13 protein-coding genes are annotated in these 17,038 nt (G+C 71.2%); 7 read left to right on the forward strand and 6 right to left on the reverse strand.

Features of this window, described 5'->3' with window-relative positions:
- Nucleotides 1-113: 113 nt before the first annotated feature.
- Entirely contained in the window at nt 114-626 is a 513-nt protein-coding gene (locus DPA01S_RS13925) for an inorganic diphosphatase (RefSeq protein WP_061227487.1), read from the forward strand.
- Nucleotides 627-748: 122 nt separating this feature from the next.
- Here DPA01S_RS13925 and DPA01S_RS13930 read toward each other — a convergent pair whose 3' ends face one another.
- The 3 genes from DPA01S_RS13930 to DPA01S_RS13940 form a co-directional block, all read right to left on the reverse strand.
- Nucleotides 749-1,624, reverse strand: a complete 876-nt coding sequence (locus DPA01S_RS13930) for a crotonase/enoyl-CoA hydratase family protein (RefSeq protein WP_082767562.1) — start codon at nt 1,622-1,624, stop codon at nt 749-751.
- Between the two features lie 50 nt (nt 1,625-1,674).
- Nucleotides 1,675-1,881: a PspC domain-containing protein gene (locus DPA01S_RS13935; RefSeq protein ID WP_061227488.1), complete on the reverse strand. Its 207-nt coding sequence runs from the start codon at nt 1,879-1,881 to the stop codon at nt 1,675-1,677.
- A 134-nt stretch (nt 1,882-2,015) separates the two neighbouring features.
- On the reverse strand, nt 2,016-2,864 hold the full coding sequence (locus tag DPA01S_RS13940; RefSeq protein ID WP_061917186.1) for an SDR family oxidoreductase: 849 nt from the start codon (nt 2,862-2,864) through the stop codon (nt 2,016-2,018).
- 38 nt (nt 2,865-2,902) lie between these two features.
- On the opposite strand from DPA01S_RS13940, the gene DPA01S_RS13945 reads away from it, so the two are divergent.
- Complete coding sequence (locus DPA01S_RS13945) at nt 2,903-6,784, forward strand: Pls/PosA family non-ribosomal peptide synthetase (protein WP_061917190.1); 3,882 nt, start codon at nt 2,903-2,905, stop codon at nt 6,782-6,784.
- A gap of 41 nt (nt 6,785-6,825) precedes the next feature.
- Here DPA01S_RS13945 and DPA01S_RS13950 read toward each other — a convergent pair whose 3' ends face one another.
- Together DPA01S_RS13950 and DPA01S_RS13955 are read right to left on the reverse strand one after the other, a co-directional pair.
- Nucleotides 6,826-7,215, reverse strand: coding sequence for a winged helix-turn-helix domain-containing protein (locus DPA01S_RS13950; RefSeq protein WP_084374798.1), 390 nt, complete (start codon nt 7,213-7,215; stop codon nt 6,826-6,828).
- Nucleotides 7,212-7,661, reverse strand: a complete 450-nt coding sequence (locus DPA01S_RS13955; RefSeq protein ID WP_061917195.1) for a hypothetical protein — start codon at nt 7,659-7,661, stop codon at nt 7,212-7,214. The genes DPA01S_RS13950 and DPA01S_RS13955 overlap by 4 nt, the downstream gene beginning before the upstream one ends.
- Before the next feature lie 176 nt (nt 7,662-7,837).
- Between DPA01S_RS13955 and DPA01S_RS13960 the strand changes: the two genes are divergently transcribed.
- The 3 genes from DPA01S_RS13960 to DPA01S_RS13970 are packed head-to-tail and all read left to right on the forward strand — an operon-like array spanning nt 7,838 to nt 12,541.
- On the forward strand, nt 7,838-9,226 hold the full coding sequence (locus DPA01S_RS13960; RefSeq protein ID WP_109149454.1) for a M1 family metallopeptidase: 1,389 nt from the start codon (nt 7,838-7,840) through the stop codon (nt 9,224-9,226).
- Nucleotides 9,204-10,541, forward strand: coding sequence for a hypothetical protein (locus DPA01S_RS13965; protein ID WP_061227493.1), 1,338 nt, complete (start codon nt 9,204-9,206; stop codon nt 10,539-10,541). Before DPA01S_RS13960 ends, DPA01S_RS13965 begins: the two co-directional genes overlap by 23 nt.
- The gene (locus DPA01S_RS13970) at nt 10,538-12,541 is read left to right on the forward strand and encodes an arabinofuranosyltransferase (protein ID WP_061227494.1); all 2,004 of its coding nucleotides are present in this window, start codon (nt 10,538-10,540) and stop codon (nt 12,539-12,541) included. The genes DPA01S_RS13965 and DPA01S_RS13970 overlap by 4 nt, the downstream gene beginning before the upstream one ends.
- A 74-nt stretch (nt 12,542-12,615) precedes the next feature.
- On the opposite strand, the gene DPA01S_RS13975 is transcribed toward DPA01S_RS13970, so the two are convergent.
- Nucleotides 12,616-13,992, reverse strand: coding sequence for an HNH endonuclease signature motif containing protein (locus DPA01S_RS13975; RefSeq protein WP_061227495.1), 1,377 nt, complete (start codon nt 13,990-13,992; stop codon nt 12,616-12,618).
- Nucleotides 13,993-14,667: 675 nt separating this feature from the next.
- Between DPA01S_RS13975 and DPA01S_RS13985 the strand changes: the two genes are divergently transcribed.
- Together DPA01S_RS13985 and DPA01S_RS17605 are read left to right on the forward strand one after the other, a co-directional pair.
- A complete protein-coding gene (locus DPA01S_RS13985) occupies nt 14,668-16,068 on the forward strand; it encodes an IS1380 family transposase (protein ID WP_061227497.1) in 1,401 nt (466 codons plus the stop codon).
- Nucleotides 16,069-16,462: 394 nt separating this feature from the next.
- Nucleotides 16,463-17,029, forward strand: coding sequence for a DUF3558 family protein (locus DPA01S_RS17605; protein ID WP_368664631.1), 567 nt, complete (start codon nt 16,463-16,465; stop codon nt 17,027-17,029).
- Nucleotides 17,030-17,038: the final 9 nt, after the last annotated feature.

Genomic DNA, 17,038 nt, shown 5'->3' on the forward strand with positions numbered 1-17,038 from the left:
CGGCCCGCGTGACGGCGCCCACCCCCGACGCCGGTGGCGCCTACTAGAATCACCCCGAATTGCCCGGGAGAGCCGTCTCGGGTTCCGGAGCATGACGATTTGTGAGGTAGCCCGTGTCCGTCGAAGTGACCATCGAGATCCCCAAGGGTTCGCGGAACAAGTACGAGATCCACCACGAGACCGGCAAGATCTACCTCGACCGGTTCCTCTTCACCTCGATGGGCTACCCGGCCGACTACGGCTACATCGACAAGACCCTCGCCGACGACGGCGACCCCTGCGACGCCCTCGTGCTGCTCGACGAGTCCGTGTTCCCGGGCGTGATCATCAAGTCCCGTGTCGTGGGCGTCTACACGATGTCCGACGAGGCCGGCGGTGACGACAAACTGCTGTGCGTGCCCGACCTCGACCCGCGCTGGGATCACATCCAGGACATCGACGACGTCCCCGACTTCGAGCTCAAGGCCATCGAGCACTTCTTCCTCCACTACAAGGACCTCGAGCCGGGCAAGCACGTCACCCCGGGCGAGTGGCGGGACAAGGCGCACGGCGAGAAGCTCGTCGCCGAGGGCCTGGAGAACTTCGTCGAGCACCCCGAGGAGAAGGCCGAGCCCTTCCGGGGCTGAACGAGGCCCGACCTCATCGAGAAGACAGTTCCGCCCGTGTCGCCCGAGTGGCGATGTGCGGAACTGTCTTCTCGTTGGTGGCTGGGTGGCGGACGCGGCGTACTGAGGCCGACCTCGACCGGTCAGCGGCCGGTGAATTCGGCCTCGCGCTTCTCCAGCGTCGCGCTGATCGCCTCCATCATGTCGGCGGAGGCCAGGAAACCCGCGTTCCACGTGGCCACGTAGCGGTTGGACTCGTAGATCGGCCCCTCGATCGCGCGATTGAGCACCTCGCGGGTGCCGCGCACCACGAGCGGCGGGTTGTCGGCGATCTCGGCGGCCGTGGCGTGTGCCGAATCGAGGACTCCGGCGGCGTCGTCGGCGACATGGGTGACGAGGCCGTACCGCAGGGCGGTCTCGGCGTCGATGTCACGGCCGGTGAGCGCCAGCTCGCGGGTCAGGGCCGAGCCGATGATGTAGGGCAGCCGCGCCAGCGAGCCCATGTCCGCGACGATGCCGACCTTGACCTCGCGCACCGAGTACGCCGAGTCCGCGGAGCCATGGCGGACGTCACAGGCCGAGATGAGGTCGATCCCGCCGCCGATGCAGCGACCCTGCACCGCCGCCACCGTCGGCGTCCTGGCGGACGCGACGGCGTCGACGGCCCGGCGCATGTTCTCCACGAAGTCGAGGACGCGCTCGTTGCGGGACGCGTCCGGGGCCTTGTCCTGCGGCAGGAACTCCATGAACTGCGGCATCATCGCCATCAGATCCAGGCCGTAGGTGAAGTTGCGGCCCTGCGCGGCGATGACCGCGGCGCGGACGTCGGGATCCGCGTCGAGCTCGGCCATGACCCGGGGCATCTCCGCCCAGAAGTCCGGGCCCATCGCGTTGTTCCGGCCCGGGCCGATCAGCGTCACCTGGGCGACGTGCGGGTGCCGGGTGGCCTTCTCGACGCGGACGGACGCGTATTCACCAGCGGCGGACGGGGCGGCGGCTGAGGTCTCTGCAATGCTCATGCGCTCAGCCTGCCAGAGCGGTCCCGACAACGGGGAGGGCCCGTCCCCGGTCAGGCGCGGGCGTCGGGCATGACGAACCACAGGATCGCGTAGATGAGCAGCTGCGGGCCCGGGAGCAGCAGCGAGGCCACGAACAGGACGCGCACCAACGCCGGGTCCAGACCGAAGTGGTCGGCCAGGCCACCGCACACGCCACCGATCCAGCGGTCCTCGGATCGGGTCAGGCGCTTCGGCCGAGAGGCGGGTTCGTGAGTCATGGCGATCTCCTCGTCGTCGTCCTGCCCGGACGATCGGGGACGTGTTCCCCGGTGAGCTCCACTCTCCACGACCGCGCCTCGCACCACATCGGGGAAAGACCCGGATCCCACGCCTCGGGGTGGTGCTGCTCGTGTCAGGTGTGGAACTCGCCGCAGTCCACGGTGAGCGTCTGCCCGGTGACTGCCGAGGCTGCGTCGGAGAGCAGGAACAGAACCGGGTCGACGATCTCCGCCTCGTCGGGCAGGCGACGCAGGTCCGTCTTCTCCGCCGTGTGCGCGTAGACGTCCTCGCCCGTCCCGCCGTACTTGGTGGCCAGGCTCTCGAAGTACGCCTTGAGGGTGTCGCCGTAGATGTAACCCGGCGCGACGGTGTTGACGCGGATGCCGCGCGGCCCGAGCTCGGTGGCCAGCGAATGCCCCAGCGCGACCAGGGCGGTCTTGGCGATCTTGTAACCCGCGTAGCGCTCGCGGGAGTGGTGGATGACGGCCGAGGCCATCATGACGACAGAACTGGTGACGGGGCGGGAGTCGGTGCCGTCCGTGGCGTCGGCGGCACCCGCGCCGGCCTCGAGGAGCGGGGTGAACTCCTGCGTCGTGCGCAGCGCGCCGAGGACGGACAGGTCGAGCCCCGCGGAGATCTGACCGTGATCTGTCCGGGCCAGCGGCTTCATGCTGGGCACCGCGAACGCGCTGTACACGAGCCCGTGGACCGCGTCGGCGTGGACCTCGACGGCCTCGCGCAGGGCCCGCACCGAGACGGGGTCGGTGGCGTCGACGGGCGCGGCGATCGCCGTACCGCCGGCACGGCGCACCTCGTCGTCCCGACGGACCGCGTCCGCGATCTCCTCCACCCGCGAGGCCGTCCGCGCCGCGACCACCACCGACGCGCCTCGCGCCGCGGCGCGCAGGGCCAGCGTGTGACCGAAGCCCGGGCCCGCTCCCACGATCACGACGGCCCTTCCCCGAAGGCTCCCAGAATCCATGCGCCTCACTTAACCAGCCCAGAGGTGACCGCGGCGGGATGTTCACCCCGGAGCGATACCATCCGCAGGTGGCCACCATCGGAGAGCAGTATCTGCGCAGCTCGTACGCTGCGACCCCACGGACACTCCTCGACGTGCTGGGCTCGGCGGTCGAACGGCACCCGGACGCCCCGTGCCTCGACGACGGCACCCGCGTCCTCACCTACGGCGAGGTCTGGCGGCAGATCCAGGTCTCCGCCGCGTGGATGCAGGACCAGGGCGTCGGCGCCGGTGACCGGGTCGGCATCCATATGCCCTCCGGCACGGCCGAGCTGTACCTCGCGATTCTCAGCACCCTCGCCGCCGGCGCGGCCTACGTCCCGGTCGACGTGGACGACCCGGCCGAGCGGGCCGAGCTGGTCTTCGGCCAGGCGCGGGTCGCCGCCGTGTACACCGCCCACGGCATGCGCGTCACCGACCCCGACAGGCCCGGGGATCCCACGCGGCACCGCCGGCCGACCGTCGACGACGACTGCTGGGTCATCTTCACCTCCGGAACCACCGGCCTGCCCAAGGGCGTGGCCGTCACGCATCGCAGCGCCGCCGCGTTCGTCGACGCCGAGTCACGGATCTTCCTGCAGGACTCCCCCCTCGGCCCGGGCGACCGCGTCCTCGCCGGCCTGTCCGTGGCCTTCGACGCCTCGTGCGAGGAGATGTGGCTGGCCTGGGCCCACGGGGCGTGCCTCGTGCCCGCGCCCCGCTCGATCGTCAAGTCCGGACTCGACCTGGGGCCGTGGCTGCGCGAGCGGCGGATCACCGTGATCTCCACGGTGCCTACGCTCGCGTCGATGTGGCCGGACTCCATGCTCACCGACGTCCGCCTGGTCATCCTCGGCGGCGAGGCGTGCCCACGTGAACTCGCCGCGCGGCTCGCCGCCGACGGCCGCGAGGTGTGGAACACCTACGGCCCCACCGAGGCCACCGTCGTCGCGTGCGCCGCGCCGCTGACCGGCGCCGACGAGGTGTCGATCGGGCTTCCCCTCGACGGCTGGGACCTCGCGGTGGTCGATGCTGCCGGGCAGCCGGTGGGCTACGGCGAATCCGGCGAACTGGTGATCGGCGGCGTCGGGCTGGCCCGCTACCTCGACCCCGAGAAGGATCTCGAGAAGTACGCCCCCATGGAGACCCTCGGCTGGGACCGCGCCTACCGCTCCGGCGACATGGTGAGACTCGAGGCCGACGGCCTGTACTTCCACGGCCGCGTCGACGACCAGGTCAAGATCGGCGGACGCCGACTCGAACTGGGCGAGGTCGACACCGCGGTGTCCTCGCTTCCCGGCGTCAACGCGGGCGCTGCCGCTGTGCAGAAGACCGAAGCCGGCCAGCCGGTGCTCGTGGCGTACCTCGTCACCGACGACCCGGACGGCTTCGATCTGGCGGCGGCCGCCGGGCTGCTGCGCGAACAGCTGCCGGCGGGCGTCGTACCGCGGCTCGCGCTCGTCGACGAACTGCCCACCCGTACCTCCGGGAAGGTCGACCGCGCCGCCCTGCCCTGGCCGCTGGCCCAGACCTCGGCCGCCGAGTCCGAACTCGACGGCACCGAGGCGTGGGTCGCCGAGCTGTGGTCCCACGCCCTCGGGGCCGACGTCTCCGGCGTCGACGAGGACTTCTTCGCACTCGGCGGCGGTTCGCTGGCCGCCGCGCACGTCGTGGCCCGCGTCCGGGAACGGTTCCCCGCCGTGACGGTGGGTGACATCTACGAGCGGTCCCGGCTGGGCGACTTCGCCGAGTACCTCGACGATCTCGAGCCGGAGGCCGAGGTGGCGCCCCGCCACGTGGCGCCGGTCGGCCTCGGCGCGCAGACGGTACAGGTCCTCTCGACGATCCCGTTGCTCGCCGTCACCGGCGTGCAGTGGCTGACCTGGCTCGGCCTGGCCAACAACGTCGCGGCCGAGCTCGGGGTGGCGTGGGCGCGGCCCGTGTCGTGGTGGCTGTTAGGCCTGCTCGCGATGCTGCTCCTGCTGCCCGTTGGCCGGATGGTCGTCACCGCCGGCCTGTGCCGGCTCCTCACGGCCGGCATCCGTCCGGGGACGTACCCGCGCGCCGGGTCGGTGCACCTCCGCCTGTGGGCGGCCGAGCGACTCGTGGAGTCCTCCGGCGCCGTCTCGCTCACCGGGGCCGGGTGGCTGACCACCTTCGCCCGGCTCGTCGGCGCGCGGATCGGACGCGACGTCGACATGCACACGCTGCCGCCCGTGACCGGGCTGCTCACCGTGGGCGACGGCGCCTCCGTAGAGCCCGAGGTCGACCTGGCCGGGCACTGGGTGGACGGCGACGTCGTTCACATCGGCAGGATCGAGATCGGCGAGCAGGCCGTGGTCGGCGCCCGATCCACGCTGCTGCCCGGCGCGACGATCGGCAGCGGTGCTCACGTCGAGATCGGCTCGGCCGTGGTGGGCCCGGTCAAGGCCGGCAAGCGCTACGCGGGTTCGCCGGCGCTCAAGCGCGGCAAACGCGGGTCGAGTTGGCCAGCCGAGCCCGCGCCCCACAACCGCGGCTGGAGCCTCGCGTACCAGCTCTCCGCCCTGGTGCTGGGCGGGATGCCGCTCCTGGCCCTGGCCGCGGGACTGGCGCTCGTGGCGTGGGGCGCAGGCGACGCCGCGGGTGTCGGGGAGCTGGCGGCGCGCGCCGCGCTGTGGTCGGTCCCCGGTGCGCTACTCGCGTTCGCCCTGTTCGCCGCGTTCACGCTGTTGTCGATCCGCCTGCTCTCGATCCGACTGACCCCGGGCTTCCACCCGGTCCACTCGCGCATCGCCTGGCAGGCATGGTGCAGCGAGCGGATCATGGACGCCGCCCGCACCTGGCTCTACCCGCTGTACGCATCGATGCTCACCCCGGTCTGGCTGCGCCTGCTGGGCGCGCGGATCGGCCGCGACGTCGAGGCGTCGACCGTCCTGCTCATCCCCTCGCTCACCACCGTCCGCGACGGCGCGTTCCTCGCCGACGACACCATGGTCGCCCCCTACGAACTGGGCTCGGGGTGGATGCGGCTCGAGCACGCCCAGATCGGCAAACGCGCGTTCCTCGGCAACTCCGGGATCGCCTCCGCAGGCCGCAAGGTCCCGGCGCGCGGCCTGGTCGCCGTCCTGTCGTCCGCCCCGCAGAAGGCCAAGAAGGGCACCTCGTGGCTGGGCTCGCCGCCGCAGAAGCTGCCGCGCGCCACCGCCGACGGCGACGACGACGGGCGCACCTACCGGCCGCCGCGCCGCCTGAAGATCGCGCGTGGGGCGTGGGAGACGCTGCGACTGGTCCCCGTGTGGCTGTCGTTCCTCCTGCTCGTCGGCGTGCTGGTGCTGTTGCAGGCCGCGCATCGCGAGTGGGGCTTCGGCGTGGCCGCCCTGCTCTCCGGCCCGGTCCTCGCCTACGCGGGCCTGGTCGCCCTGGTGGCGGCCGTGCTCGCCAAGTGGGTGCTGGTGGGCCGGATCCGCGCCGGCGAGCAGCCGCTCTGGTCGTCGTTCGTGTGGCGCAACGAGGTGGCGGACATGTTCGTCGAGCTGATGGCCGCGCCATGGGTGGCGCGGCCCGCCTCCGGCACGCCCGTCCTCAACCTCATGCTGCGGCTGTTGGGGTCGCGCGTGGGCCGGGGCGTGTGGTGCGAGTCGTACTGGCTGCCCGAGGCCGACCTCATCTCCCTCGGTCGGGGCGCCACCGTCAACCGCGGCTGTGTGGTCCAGACGCACCTGTTCCACGACCGCATCATGCAGATCGACCGCGTCGATCTCGCCGACGGCGCCACTCTGGGCAGTCACTGCGTCGCGCTTCCCGCGTCGTCGATCGGCGCGGGCTCCACCGTCGGTCCGGCCTCGCTCGTCATGCGCGGCGACCGCATCCCCGCCGGCACGCGGTGGCAGGGCAACCCGATCTCGCCCTGGCGGGGCTAGAGCGGCGGCGAGCCGGCCGAGCCGGGCGGGTGGGCGCGCGGTCAGGCGCCGGCGATCGCGCGCAGCGCCGCGAGGTGGGACTCGTATGCCTTGCGCCCGTCGCGGCTCAGCGAGAGCCACGTACGCGGTCGCTTTCCCACGTGGCCCTTGCGGACCGTGACGTACCCGGCCTTCTCCAGCACCGCGACCTGCTTGGACAGGGTCGAGTCGGTCACTTCGACGGCGTCGCGGATCGTCGCGAACTCCGCGTCGTCGACCCCGGCCAGCGCCGCCACGATCGAGAAGCGGACCGGAGCGTGGATGACCTCGTCGAGACGATGGCGGGCGTGCCCCTCGGAGCGGTCGCGCCCCTCCCGGCGGGCGTCCCGGCGCGGGGCGGAGCCCCCCGATCCGGCGGCCACGCTCGTCGTCGTCCTCCTCTCGTCACTCATCGCGCCACGCCCCGTCGGACGATGATCGCGGCGGCCACCAGGGCGGGCAACGCGACCAGGACGACGCCGAGCACGTACCACCAGGCGGTGAGGCCGATCGTCGTGCGGATGACGTTCAGGGCGGTGACGACGACGAGGATCATCACACCCGACCCCGCCATGCCCCAGGTGTACGTCCGGCCCGAGCCGCGGGGGCTGGCACTGATGGCGCGCCGCTGCCAGTAGATCGCCACGAACAGCAGTGCCACGTAGGGGATGAGTGCCCAGTTGGTGAACATGATCGCGATGGTGCCGACGCCCATCAGGACGGCGATCGCCGCGGCGAAGCCGGCGAAGACGCGGACGTCCTGGGCGGTGCTCACCGGCGGGCGAGCCTCCGCCTCGGCGAGCAGTCGGGCGGCCTCGGCGCGGTCGACCGGGCAGGTCGTGGGGTTTTCCGTAGTCATGACGACACCCTTCTCGGCGGAGCCCGACGGTGTTTCCCCCGAGGCGATGACTCGACTCTAGGCAACTACTTTCTCGTTTGGCAAGTACTTTTCCGGGATCGGCCCGGGGTCAGGTCGGCGACAGCGGACAGGGCGGGCCCCACGAGGGGTCCTCTAGACTCGCGCAGGTCATGGAATTGAAGGCAGCCAGCAAGGCACTCGCCGCCCGGATCGCACGCGACCACGCCACCTCCGGCGACGATCCGGGCGACCCCTACCTGCCGACGGCCGGAAACCACGGCTACCGCGTCGCGCGCTACGAACTGGACCTCACCTACAAGATGAGCTCCAACAACCTCCGCGGCGAAGCCGTCATCACCGCGACCGCCACCGAGACGCTAGACACGGTCCGGCTCGACCTCTCCGCGCACCTGGACGTGTCCAAGGTGACGATCAACCGGGGCGGAGTCGCCCGTTTCTCCCGGCCCCGCGGCAAGCTCGCCGTCACGCTCGCCGAGCCGCTCGAGCCGGGCACCGAGTTCACGCTGACCATCCGCTACTCCGGCAATCCGCGGCCCATCCGCGGCACGTGGGGCGAGGTCGGTTGGGAGGAACTCACCGACGGGGCGCTCGTGGCCAATCAGCCCAACGGCGCGGCCAGCTGGTTCCCCTGCGACGACCACCCCTCGTCCAAGGCGCCGTTCCGCATCCGCCTGACCACGGACTCCCCGTACCGGGCCGTCGTCACCGGCGCGCTGGTGGGCAAAAAGCGCAGCGGAAGCACGACCACCTGGGATTTCGACCTGCCCTACCCCACGTCCACCTACCTGGTCTCCATCAACCTCGGTCGCTACGAACACCTGAAAGTGGGCGACGGCCCCGTCCCGGTCCACGCCTTCCTGCCCGCCGACCTCAAGCGCGGGTTCCGGCAGGCGTTCGCCCGGCAGACCGAGATGATCGACGTGTTCAGCGGACTGTTCGGCCCGTACCCGTTCGACGAGTACGCGGTCGTGGTCACCGACGACGAGCTCGAGATCCCACTCGAGGCCATGGGGATGTCGACATTCGGCCGGGGCACCGCCGAGTCCGGTGACCGCGACGAGCGGCTGATCGCCCACGAACTGGCCCACCAGTGGTTCGGCAACGCCGTCACCGCCGCGCAGTGGAAGCACATCTGGCTGCACGAGGGCTTCGCGTGCTACGCCGAATGGCTGTGGACCGAGTTCTCCGGCGGTGCCGATGCCGGCAGCCACGCCCTGCGCTACTACTCGAAGCTGCAGGGCTCCCCGCAGGACATCCTGTTGGCGGACCCCGGGCCGAAGGACATGTTCGACGACCGGGTCTACAAGCGCGGTGCACTGACCCTGCACGCCCTGCGCCAGACCGTCGGCGACACCGCGTTCTTCGACCTCCTCCGGGCGTGGGTGGCCACCTATTCCGGAAAAACCGCCACCACGGACGACTTCCTCCGCCTGGCCGCCGACCACTCCCCCGTCGACCTGCAGCCCCTGTGGGACGCCTGGTTGTTCTCCGAGCCACTGCCGCCGACCCTCGGCAGGCCCCATGACCACCCCGGCCGCCGCTGAGGCCGAGCCCGGCGCCGCGCCGGGGGCCGCGGGCGGCATGCGGGCGCTGACCCTCGCGACCGTGTTCGCCGCAACCTCGGGGTACCTGGTGATGCTCATCGCCGGCCGAGCGCTCGGGCCCGCCGACTACCCGCTCTTCGCGACCTACTGGGGCGCGTTCTTCGCCCTCGGCGGCGTGGCGAACGGGCTCATGCAGGAGGCCACGCGGGCCGTCCGGTCGGCGCGGGAGGGAGCCGGCCGCGAGACCAGCGGCGGGGCCGCGGTCACCGGTGGAGGGGCCGCGGTGGCGACCACGCCGCGGGGCGCCGTGCGGCTGCTGCCCGCCGGCCTCGCCCTCGGCCTGATTCTCGCCGCCGCGGTCGCGGTGAGCGCACCCCTGTGGCCATCGCTGGGCCTGCCCACCTTCTCCGGCGCGGGGGTGGCGATCATGGCGTTCGGCATCCTCGGCTTCACGCTCCAGGCCGCCACCGCCGGCGCCCTCTCCGGCACCGAGCGGTGGGGGCTGTACGCGGTCCTGCTCACGGTCGACGCCGCGCTGCGGTTGGCCGTCGCCGGCATCGCATGGTGGCTCGGCGACGCCGGAATCGGGTTCGCGGTGGCCACCGTCGCCGGCGCGGTGACCTGGGCCGTGCTCATCGCCGTCTCCCCGGGCACCCGCACCGCGCTGCGCTCCGCCGTCGACGCCGGACACCGACGCTTCTGGCGCAACACCGCCACCGCGATGCTCGCCTCCGCGGGCACCTCCGCCCTGGTCACCGGCTTCCCGCTGTTCGTCACCGCGACCGTCCGCGACTCCGATCCCGCCCCGCTCGTCGGGGCCGTCATCCTGGCCATCACCCTCACCCGCGCCCCGCTGCTCGTGCCGCTGACCAGCTTCCAGAGCGCGATCATCGTCTACTTCGTCGAGCGCCGCGCCCGGGGACCGCGGTCGCTGGCCGCGCCGCTCCTCCTGGTCACCGCGGTCGGCGTCGTCGGCGCGGGCGCCGCGTGGCTCATCGGCCCGTGGCTGATCCGCGTGTTGTTCGGCGGCGACTTCGAGCTGCCCGGCGCCGTCCTCGCCGCCCTCACCGCCGCCTCCGTCGGTACGGCCGCACTCATGGTCACCGGGAATGCCGCCCTCGCCTTTGACCGCCATCTGCTCTACAACGCCGGCTGGTGGGTCGCGGTGATCGCGGCGGCGGCGCTGCTGGTGGCCGTCCCCGGCCCACTCGACGTGCGCGCGGCGGTCGCGTTGCTCGCCGGGCCAGGCATCGGGGTCGCACTCCACGTGGTGGGCCTGATCGTGGCGGCGCGGCGACACGGAGCGGCCGCATGACCGAGCTGCGTCCCCTGGTCCGCCGCGGCGCCGAGCTTCTCGCCGCGCTCCTGGTGGCCGGGCTCGTCGGGGCCGCGACCTACCTCGCCATCGACTCCCTGCCGTTCGCCGAGCCCAGTTGGCTGCCCGAGACGTTCGGCGGAACGCTCGCCGCGCTGGTCGTCATCGCGGCCGGATGGCTGCTGCTCCGCCGCTCGACCGGCCCCCGGACCCTGTGGGCACTGGGCACGGTCGGCCCCGCGTTCCTCGCGTCCTCCCACCTGAGCCTCCTCCTGAACGGCACCCCCCACTACCTCTTCGGCCTGGGTGGCGATCAGCTCAACCGCGTCGCCTACGTCACCCGCTTCGCCGACTCCCCCGCGATCGCCGACCCCTTCTACGCCGACGCCGCGCCGTTCTATCCGCCGCAGTGGTTCTGGGTGGGCGGGCGCCTCGCGGCCATGGCCGGAGTCGAGGGGTGGACTTTCTACAAGCCGTACGCGATCCTCACCATGGCCATCGCCGGCGCGATCGCGTTCGTGGCCTGGCGCTGGCTCGTCCCCGCCCGGCTGGCCGTCCTGTTCGGCCTCGCCACCTCCGTGATCGGTGGTCACACCAACGCCTACGAGCCGTACTCGTGGATCCTCATCTGCCTGCTCCCGCAGGTCGTGGTGGCGACGTTCCTGCTCTGCGCGCGCGCCGCCGCGGCCCGGGCGGAGACCTCGGCAGACCGCCGGCCCACGTGGCCGCTGGTCATGACCATCGGGGTCTACCTCGGCTGGGCCGCCCTCGGGTACACGCTCATCGCGGGTTTCGCCGCGCTGATGGTGGGCCTCGTCGTCGTCCTCCACGCCTGGTACCACCGCGCCGACCGCGCCGTGGTCGGGGCACTGCTCGGCCGACTCGCGGCGATGGCGGCGATCTCCGCGGCGATCGCGTTGGTGTTCTGGCACCGCTACCTGCTCGCCGTGCTCGGCGGGGCGGAGACCGAACCGTCGGTGGCCAACGATTTCGCGCCCGAGGTGGCGTCGCGGTGGCCGCTGCCGATGTTCGAGCCGTCCGCGGCCGGGTTGTTGTGTCTCGTCGGGGCGGTGTGGCTGGTCGTCACCGTGTGGCCCGGTGGCGCCGGGGCGGCGACCGCGCGTGCGGCGGAGTCGATGCGGGCGCGAGTCGGCGCCGACACCGCGGCCGGCCACGAAGTCGGCGCCGGCACCGACACAGACACCGCGCTCCGTGACACCGGACCGCTCCCCTCCTCCGGGCGCCGGCTCGTGCTGGCGCGGGCGCTCGCACTGACCGTGGTCGCCGCCCTCGGCTGGTACGTCCTGTCCGGCTTGCGTGCGGTCACCGGGAGCACGCTGCTGCCGTTCCGCATGATCCCCGTCGTGACCCTGGCGCTCGCGCTGGCGGGGATCGTCGGCGCGCTCACCCTGGCTCGGTGGGCGATCCGCACCTCCCCCGGGCCGTCCCGCGGGCGGGTGACCGCGGCCGCGGTGGTGGTGGCCGGGCTCGCCGCCGTTCAGCTGGTGCAGCACGTCTCCGACGAGGACGCGCACTTCGCCGCGGTGGCGCGGGAGAACCCCGGGGTGCCGCACGACGTCCTGGGGGCGATCGATGAGATGACCGACGATCGCACGCCGTCCGACCTGGTGGTGTTGACCGCGGACCCGTCGCTCTACGCGTACCGGCCCTTCCACACGTTCCAGGCCCCGGCGCAGGCGTATGCGACCCCGGCGGGCCGGTACGAAGCGCGGCTCGACGAGATCCGCCGCTGGTCCGACACCGACTCGCCGGGCGAGCTGACCGCGGCGATCGACTCGAGCTCGTTCCGCGGACCCGACGTGCTGGTGCTGGACCGGGAGGGCTCCCGGCGGTGGATCTTCCCGGCCATGGTCAACGTGATGCCGCAGAGCCAGAACAATGTGCGGGAGGAGATCGTGTTCGTTCCTCGCCAGTTCGACGACCCCGCGCTGTTCGACGTCCGCGAGGTGGGGTCCCGGATGGTGATCGTCCGGCGCTGACCCGGTTCCTCGGCGCCCGGGCCGCGAAGCCGGGCGAGGCGGCGCAGGCGGAGCCGACCCTCCGACTCGCGGGGTCATGCTGCGGCCTCGGCGCCGTGCAGGTGTTGCGCGATCGCTGTGTCGAGCTCGTGTAGGAGTGCGAACGGCAGGATAGGCGCGTCGAGTGGTGTCAGTGGTGGTGGGCCGGGTTTGGGTGGGGGTGGGTTGGTCGCTCGGGGGGTTGCGGGTGGTGGGGTCCATCTGACGCCTTGGGGTGCGGTGGGGTCTGGGGTGGTGGTCCAGCCGGTGTTGTGGATCATGGCGTGGCAGTCGCCGCTGGCCAGGGCGAGTTCGTCGATGTTGGTCAGGCCGCCGGCGGCCCAGGGTGTGCCGGCGTGGTGGGCTTGGCTGTGGCGGGCGTCTTGGTCGCAGTCGGGGTGGGTGCAGCCGCCGTAGGCGGCGAACAGGGCCAGGCGTTGGTAGCGGGAGGCGGTGCGGCGGCTGCGGTAGAGCTTGAGGTCGACTTCCTGGTCGCACAGGGCGAGGAACCAGTGGGTGCCGGCGGCCATGGCGATGGCCTGGTCGACGGGTACGCGGATGCCGCCGTCGGTGTGGCCGCACCCGGCCAGGGTGGCCAGTTGGTCGAGGTCGATGCGCACGACGATCGCCGCGGCCGCGCCGGTCCTCGTGGCGTCGGTGTTCAGGGCGAGGGTCAGGGCGTGGACGAGGGCGTCGTGCATGCGTTGACCGTCGCTGCGGGTGTCTTTTTCGTCGGGGTCGGGCCACAGGCGTCCGGGTTGGGCCCAGCGGGCGTGGACTTCGCGCATCAGGGCGGCCAGTTGGGGGTCCATGGTCATCGAAGCCCGGGCCATCAGGTCCAGTCCTTGGCCGGAGCAGGTGACCGAGCGGCGCCGGGCCCGTTCGCCGGCGCCGCGTTGGGTGCGGCCCGGATCGATCTGGTCCAACAGGCGGTGGGCGTGTTCCTGCAGGCGGCGGGTCGTGGCCTGTTCGGCGGCCAGGGCGATCAGCTCGGCTTCGAGGCGGCCGCGTTCGTCGTCGTCGACCTCGTCGGGCAGGGCGGCCAGGGTGGCGTTGATGATCTTCAGGTGCCCGGCGGAGATCGTCCCGGCGGCGGAGGCGTGCATGCGGGCGGTGTCGGCGATCGAGGAGTCCTCGAGGCGACCGCGGGCCTCCCCGGGGGCCAGGCCCAGGCCGCCGGTGAGCATCTGCCGTTCGTTGATGTAGCCCACCTGCCTGGCGGTACCGGAGGCGCGGGCAGCGGCCAGCACGCGCGCCTGGGTGGCACGCAACCGGCGGTGGGCCTGCTCCAGCGCGACCACCTCGGCGTGCAGCTCGGCGGCCGGGACCGCGGACCAGTCCCGGGCCAGGTGCGCGTCGAGCGCGCGCAGCACGGAGGTCAGCTCCTCGCCCGGGGCGGCCGCTGCGCTGGCACCTCTCACCGTGTCGCTCATGCGTTCGATTAGATCATCCGGGTACGACACGAACCCGTCACCGCAGGTCAGCGCGGTTGGGCTAGTCGACTCCGCTAACCGCCTCAGCCGGCTCGTCGCCTGGGACCGGGACTGCTTCTCCGCGGGCCGACCTGAACAAGTGGAAGTGCATGGACGCCATCAGTGCGAGCGGGAGCACTGCCGCGAGAGACCACTCCGACGAAGTGGAGATCGCGAACACGGCAGTGGCGATCAGGCCGTAGCCCGTGACCAGCGCAGACAGGACTGTGAGCGGCGATCGCTTCCACCGCCCCACACCTCGCCCGCGCGAGATCAGCCATCCGCCCATCAGCGCGGCGCCGTAAAGGGCGAGCAGACTGCACGTGAGCAGGATGTACTCCTGCGGTAGCTCGCGCGGCGTCGGCCCATTCCCGAGCGGCGAGGCAGCGGACCACGCGAGCCAGGACCCCCACAGTCCTAATAGAAGGGTGACCGCCACGCTGGCGGCCCAGTTCGCTGTTGAAGACCCACCCGTCTGACCGGCTGCCATGACGATTCCTTTCCTCGGCTGTCTAGCCCCGGTGATTCACGGGTATCTGCGGATCGCTGGGCGAAAATAGACCGAAGTGCTTCCTGAACAGGGGAAACTGGGACTTGTCTAAGGTTCCATGTTCTCCAGCAGAAAGCACTCGGTAGGTGAAGCGTACTTCGTGGTCGGCCGGTCTGTCCGTTACTGCTGATGGTGTCGGGGTGATCGCCCACGCCGGGGCCATCGCGCCTCGACTTCTGGCTGATCAGGTCGGTCTGACCGCCGAGCTGTCAGGGGCCATGGCTCGCCGACAGTTTATCCCGATCCACGACCGCGGCCGTGTGCTGATCGATACCGCGGTGATGCTCGCCGATGGCGGCGAGTCCATCTCCGACATCGGCGTCCTGCGCCACCAATCCGGGGCCCTGGGCCCGGTCGCCTCGGCCCCGACGGTGTGGCGCACACTCGATGAGGTCACTGCCGGCAAGCGCAAGAAGATCCAGGTGGCGCGAGCTCGCACGCGGCGGCATGTGTGGTCCCACCTGCCCGGCGGAGTACCCGCATCGGCGTGTGCGGGGCGGGATCTGGGATCGACGGTCGTGCTCGATGTGGATGCCACCATCGTGGTCACGCACAGCGAGAAGGAACATGCAGCTCCGACATATAAGCGCACGTTCGGGTACCACCCGATCGGCGTGTGGTGCGACAACACAGAAGAGTTTCTCGCCGCGAGCTTGCGCCCGGGCAACGCCGGGTCCAACACCGCTGCCGACCACATCGACGTCCTGGGCCAGGCAATCGCGCAGATCCCCGCGAGTCATCGGCGTGATCTGCTGATCCGCTCCGACGGCGCCGGCGCCTCCCACGACCTGCTGGAGTGGATCACCGAACAGAACCGCATCCGCGGTCGACAGGTGGAGTACTCGGTCGGATTCTCCATCACCGCCCCGATTCGCCGAGCCATCGCGACCTGCCCCGAAGCCGCGTGGGGACCAGCGCTCAACCCCAACGGGGACATCCGCGACGGGGCCGACATCGCGGAGCTGACCGGGTTCCTCGCTCCCGGGATGCTCACCAAGTGGCCAGACGGGATGCGGGTCATCGTCCGCCGCGAACGACCCCACCCCGGCGCCCAGTTGTCGATGTTCGAGGAGATCGATGGATGGCGCTACCAGGCGTTTGCCACCAACACCACCACCGGGCAACTGCAGTTTCTTGAAGCACGGCATCGGGCGCACGCCCGGGTAGAGGACCGGATCCGTCACGCCAAGGACACCGGTCTTGGCCGTCTGCCCTCACGCGAGTTCGCGCTCAATCAGGCTTGGCTGGTGGCGGTGATGCTCGCCGCAGATCTGGTGGCGTGGACTCGGATGCTGGCCTGTACCGGCGAGGCTGCGGTTCTGGCCTTGTGCGAGCCCAAAGCGCTGCGCTACCGCTTCCTGCACGTCGCAGCCCGGCTGACCCGTAGCGGCCGGCGACGCCGGGTGAAGATCCCCGAAACGTGGCCCTGGGCCACCGCCATCGTCGCCGTGTTCAACAAGATCGCCGCGATCCCCAAACCAGCCTGATCTCACCTGCCCGCCCTCGACATCACCACCCGGAGACCCGCCCACCGGCAGCGCCAGCCGGCACCCCCGCACGCCCTTACGCGAAAACAAGCCCGCCGTCACCCGACAGCAGCAGTCACACCGGCCCGTGAATCAGCGGGGCTAGAACGACGGGCGGGCGCGCTGACCGGTTCCATCCATTTCACGCCCTGCCGCGCGCGATGACTCCCCAGCAGGCGCCGGTCAGGTGCGAGGATCTCTGGCCGTGACCGCTCCCCGCCTCCGCATTCAGTCAAACGCCCCGGCGCCGCGGGTCCGGTGGCAGGAATCTGCGCCGCTGCGGAACCGTTCAGCGCGGCGGGGCGTCGTACCGGGTGTGGGAAGAAGTAGAGCCTTGGGCGCCGCGCTGGTCGCTGTGGGCGTTGGGCTGTCCGGGTGCGCATCGGCAGGCGGTGAAGAAGAACCGACGGCGACGACGACGAGCTCCGCCTCGGCCGAGGAGTCGGGCAACCCGTGGGATCTGCCGATCGAGCAGAGGCCAGCCCTCTTCGACCCGTGTGCGGACGTCCCTGCTGACGCTGTCGAACAGGCCGTAGGAGCCCCCATTCGACTGGAGGAACTTCTCACTAAGAGTGAACCGGGACAATTACAAGCATGCGGCTGGAGTTCCGACGAGGTAGTTCTTGATCTAGTCGCGACTTGGAAGTCACATTCTGACTATCTCGCGGACCCCACAGGCGTCGTTGACGGCGATGGTCATCCCGTCGGCGGCCGAAATGCGCTGCGGCTAGTTGACCAAGAGAACGAGCCCAATACCTGTCGATACTTGTTCTTCACTGGACGAGGCACGGTCGCGCTGACCGTCAGTCTGGCTACAACTTTCAAAACCTTCCGAGGGCATCATTTCGCGGACGCATGCGACGTCCTGCAAGAAACCGCCACCACCTTAGTCGAGTTCTTACCACCTGGAGATTTCCGATGACGGTTAACT

This window comes from Dietzia papillomatosis NBRC 105045, assembly GCF_001570845.1.
Taxonomy (GTDB): domain Bacteria; phylum Actinomycetota; class Actinomycetes; order Mycobacteriales; family Mycobacteriaceae; genus Dietzia; species Dietzia cinnamea.

Excerpts from the sequence above, each read along its gene's own strand:
- DPA01S_RS13930 (WP_082767562.1), bottom strand. The coding sequence starts at position 1,624 with ATGAGCATTGCAGAGACCTCAGCCGCCGCCCCGTCCGCCGCTGGTGAA.
- DPA01S_RS13935 (WP_061227488.1), bottom strand. The coding sequence starts at position 1,881 with ATGACTCACGAACCCGCCTCTCGGCCGAAGCGCCTGACCCGATCCGAG.
- DPA01S_RS13940 (WP_061917186.1), bottom strand. The coding sequence starts at position 2,864 with ATGGATTCTGGGAGCCTTCGGGGAAGGGCCGTCGTGATCGTGGGAGCG.
- DPA01S_RS13945 (WP_061917190.1), top strand. The coding sequence starts at position 2,903 with ATGTTCACCCCGGAGCGATACCATCCGCAGGTGGCCACCATCGGAGAG.
- DPA01S_RS13950 (WP_084374798.1), bottom strand. The coding sequence starts at position 7,215 with ATGAGTGACGAGAGGAGGACGACGACGAGCGTGGCCGCCGGATCGGGG.
- DPA01S_RS13955 (WP_061917195.1), bottom strand. The coding sequence starts at position 7,661 with ATGACTACGGAAAACCCCACGACCTGCCCGGTCGACCGCGCCGAGGCC.
- DPA01S_RS13965 (WP_061227493.1), top strand. The coding sequence starts at position 9,204 with ATGACCACCCCGGCCGCCGCTGAGGCCGAGCCCGGCGCCGCGCCGGGG.
- DPA01S_RS13970 (WP_061227494.1), top strand. The coding sequence starts at position 10,538 with ATGACCGAGCTGCGTCCCCTGGTCCGCCGCGGCGCCGAGCTTCTCGCC.
- DPA01S_RS13975 (WP_061227495.1), bottom strand. The coding sequence starts at position 13,992 with ATGAGCGACACGGTGAGAGGTGCCAGCGCAGCGGCCGCCCCGGGCGAG.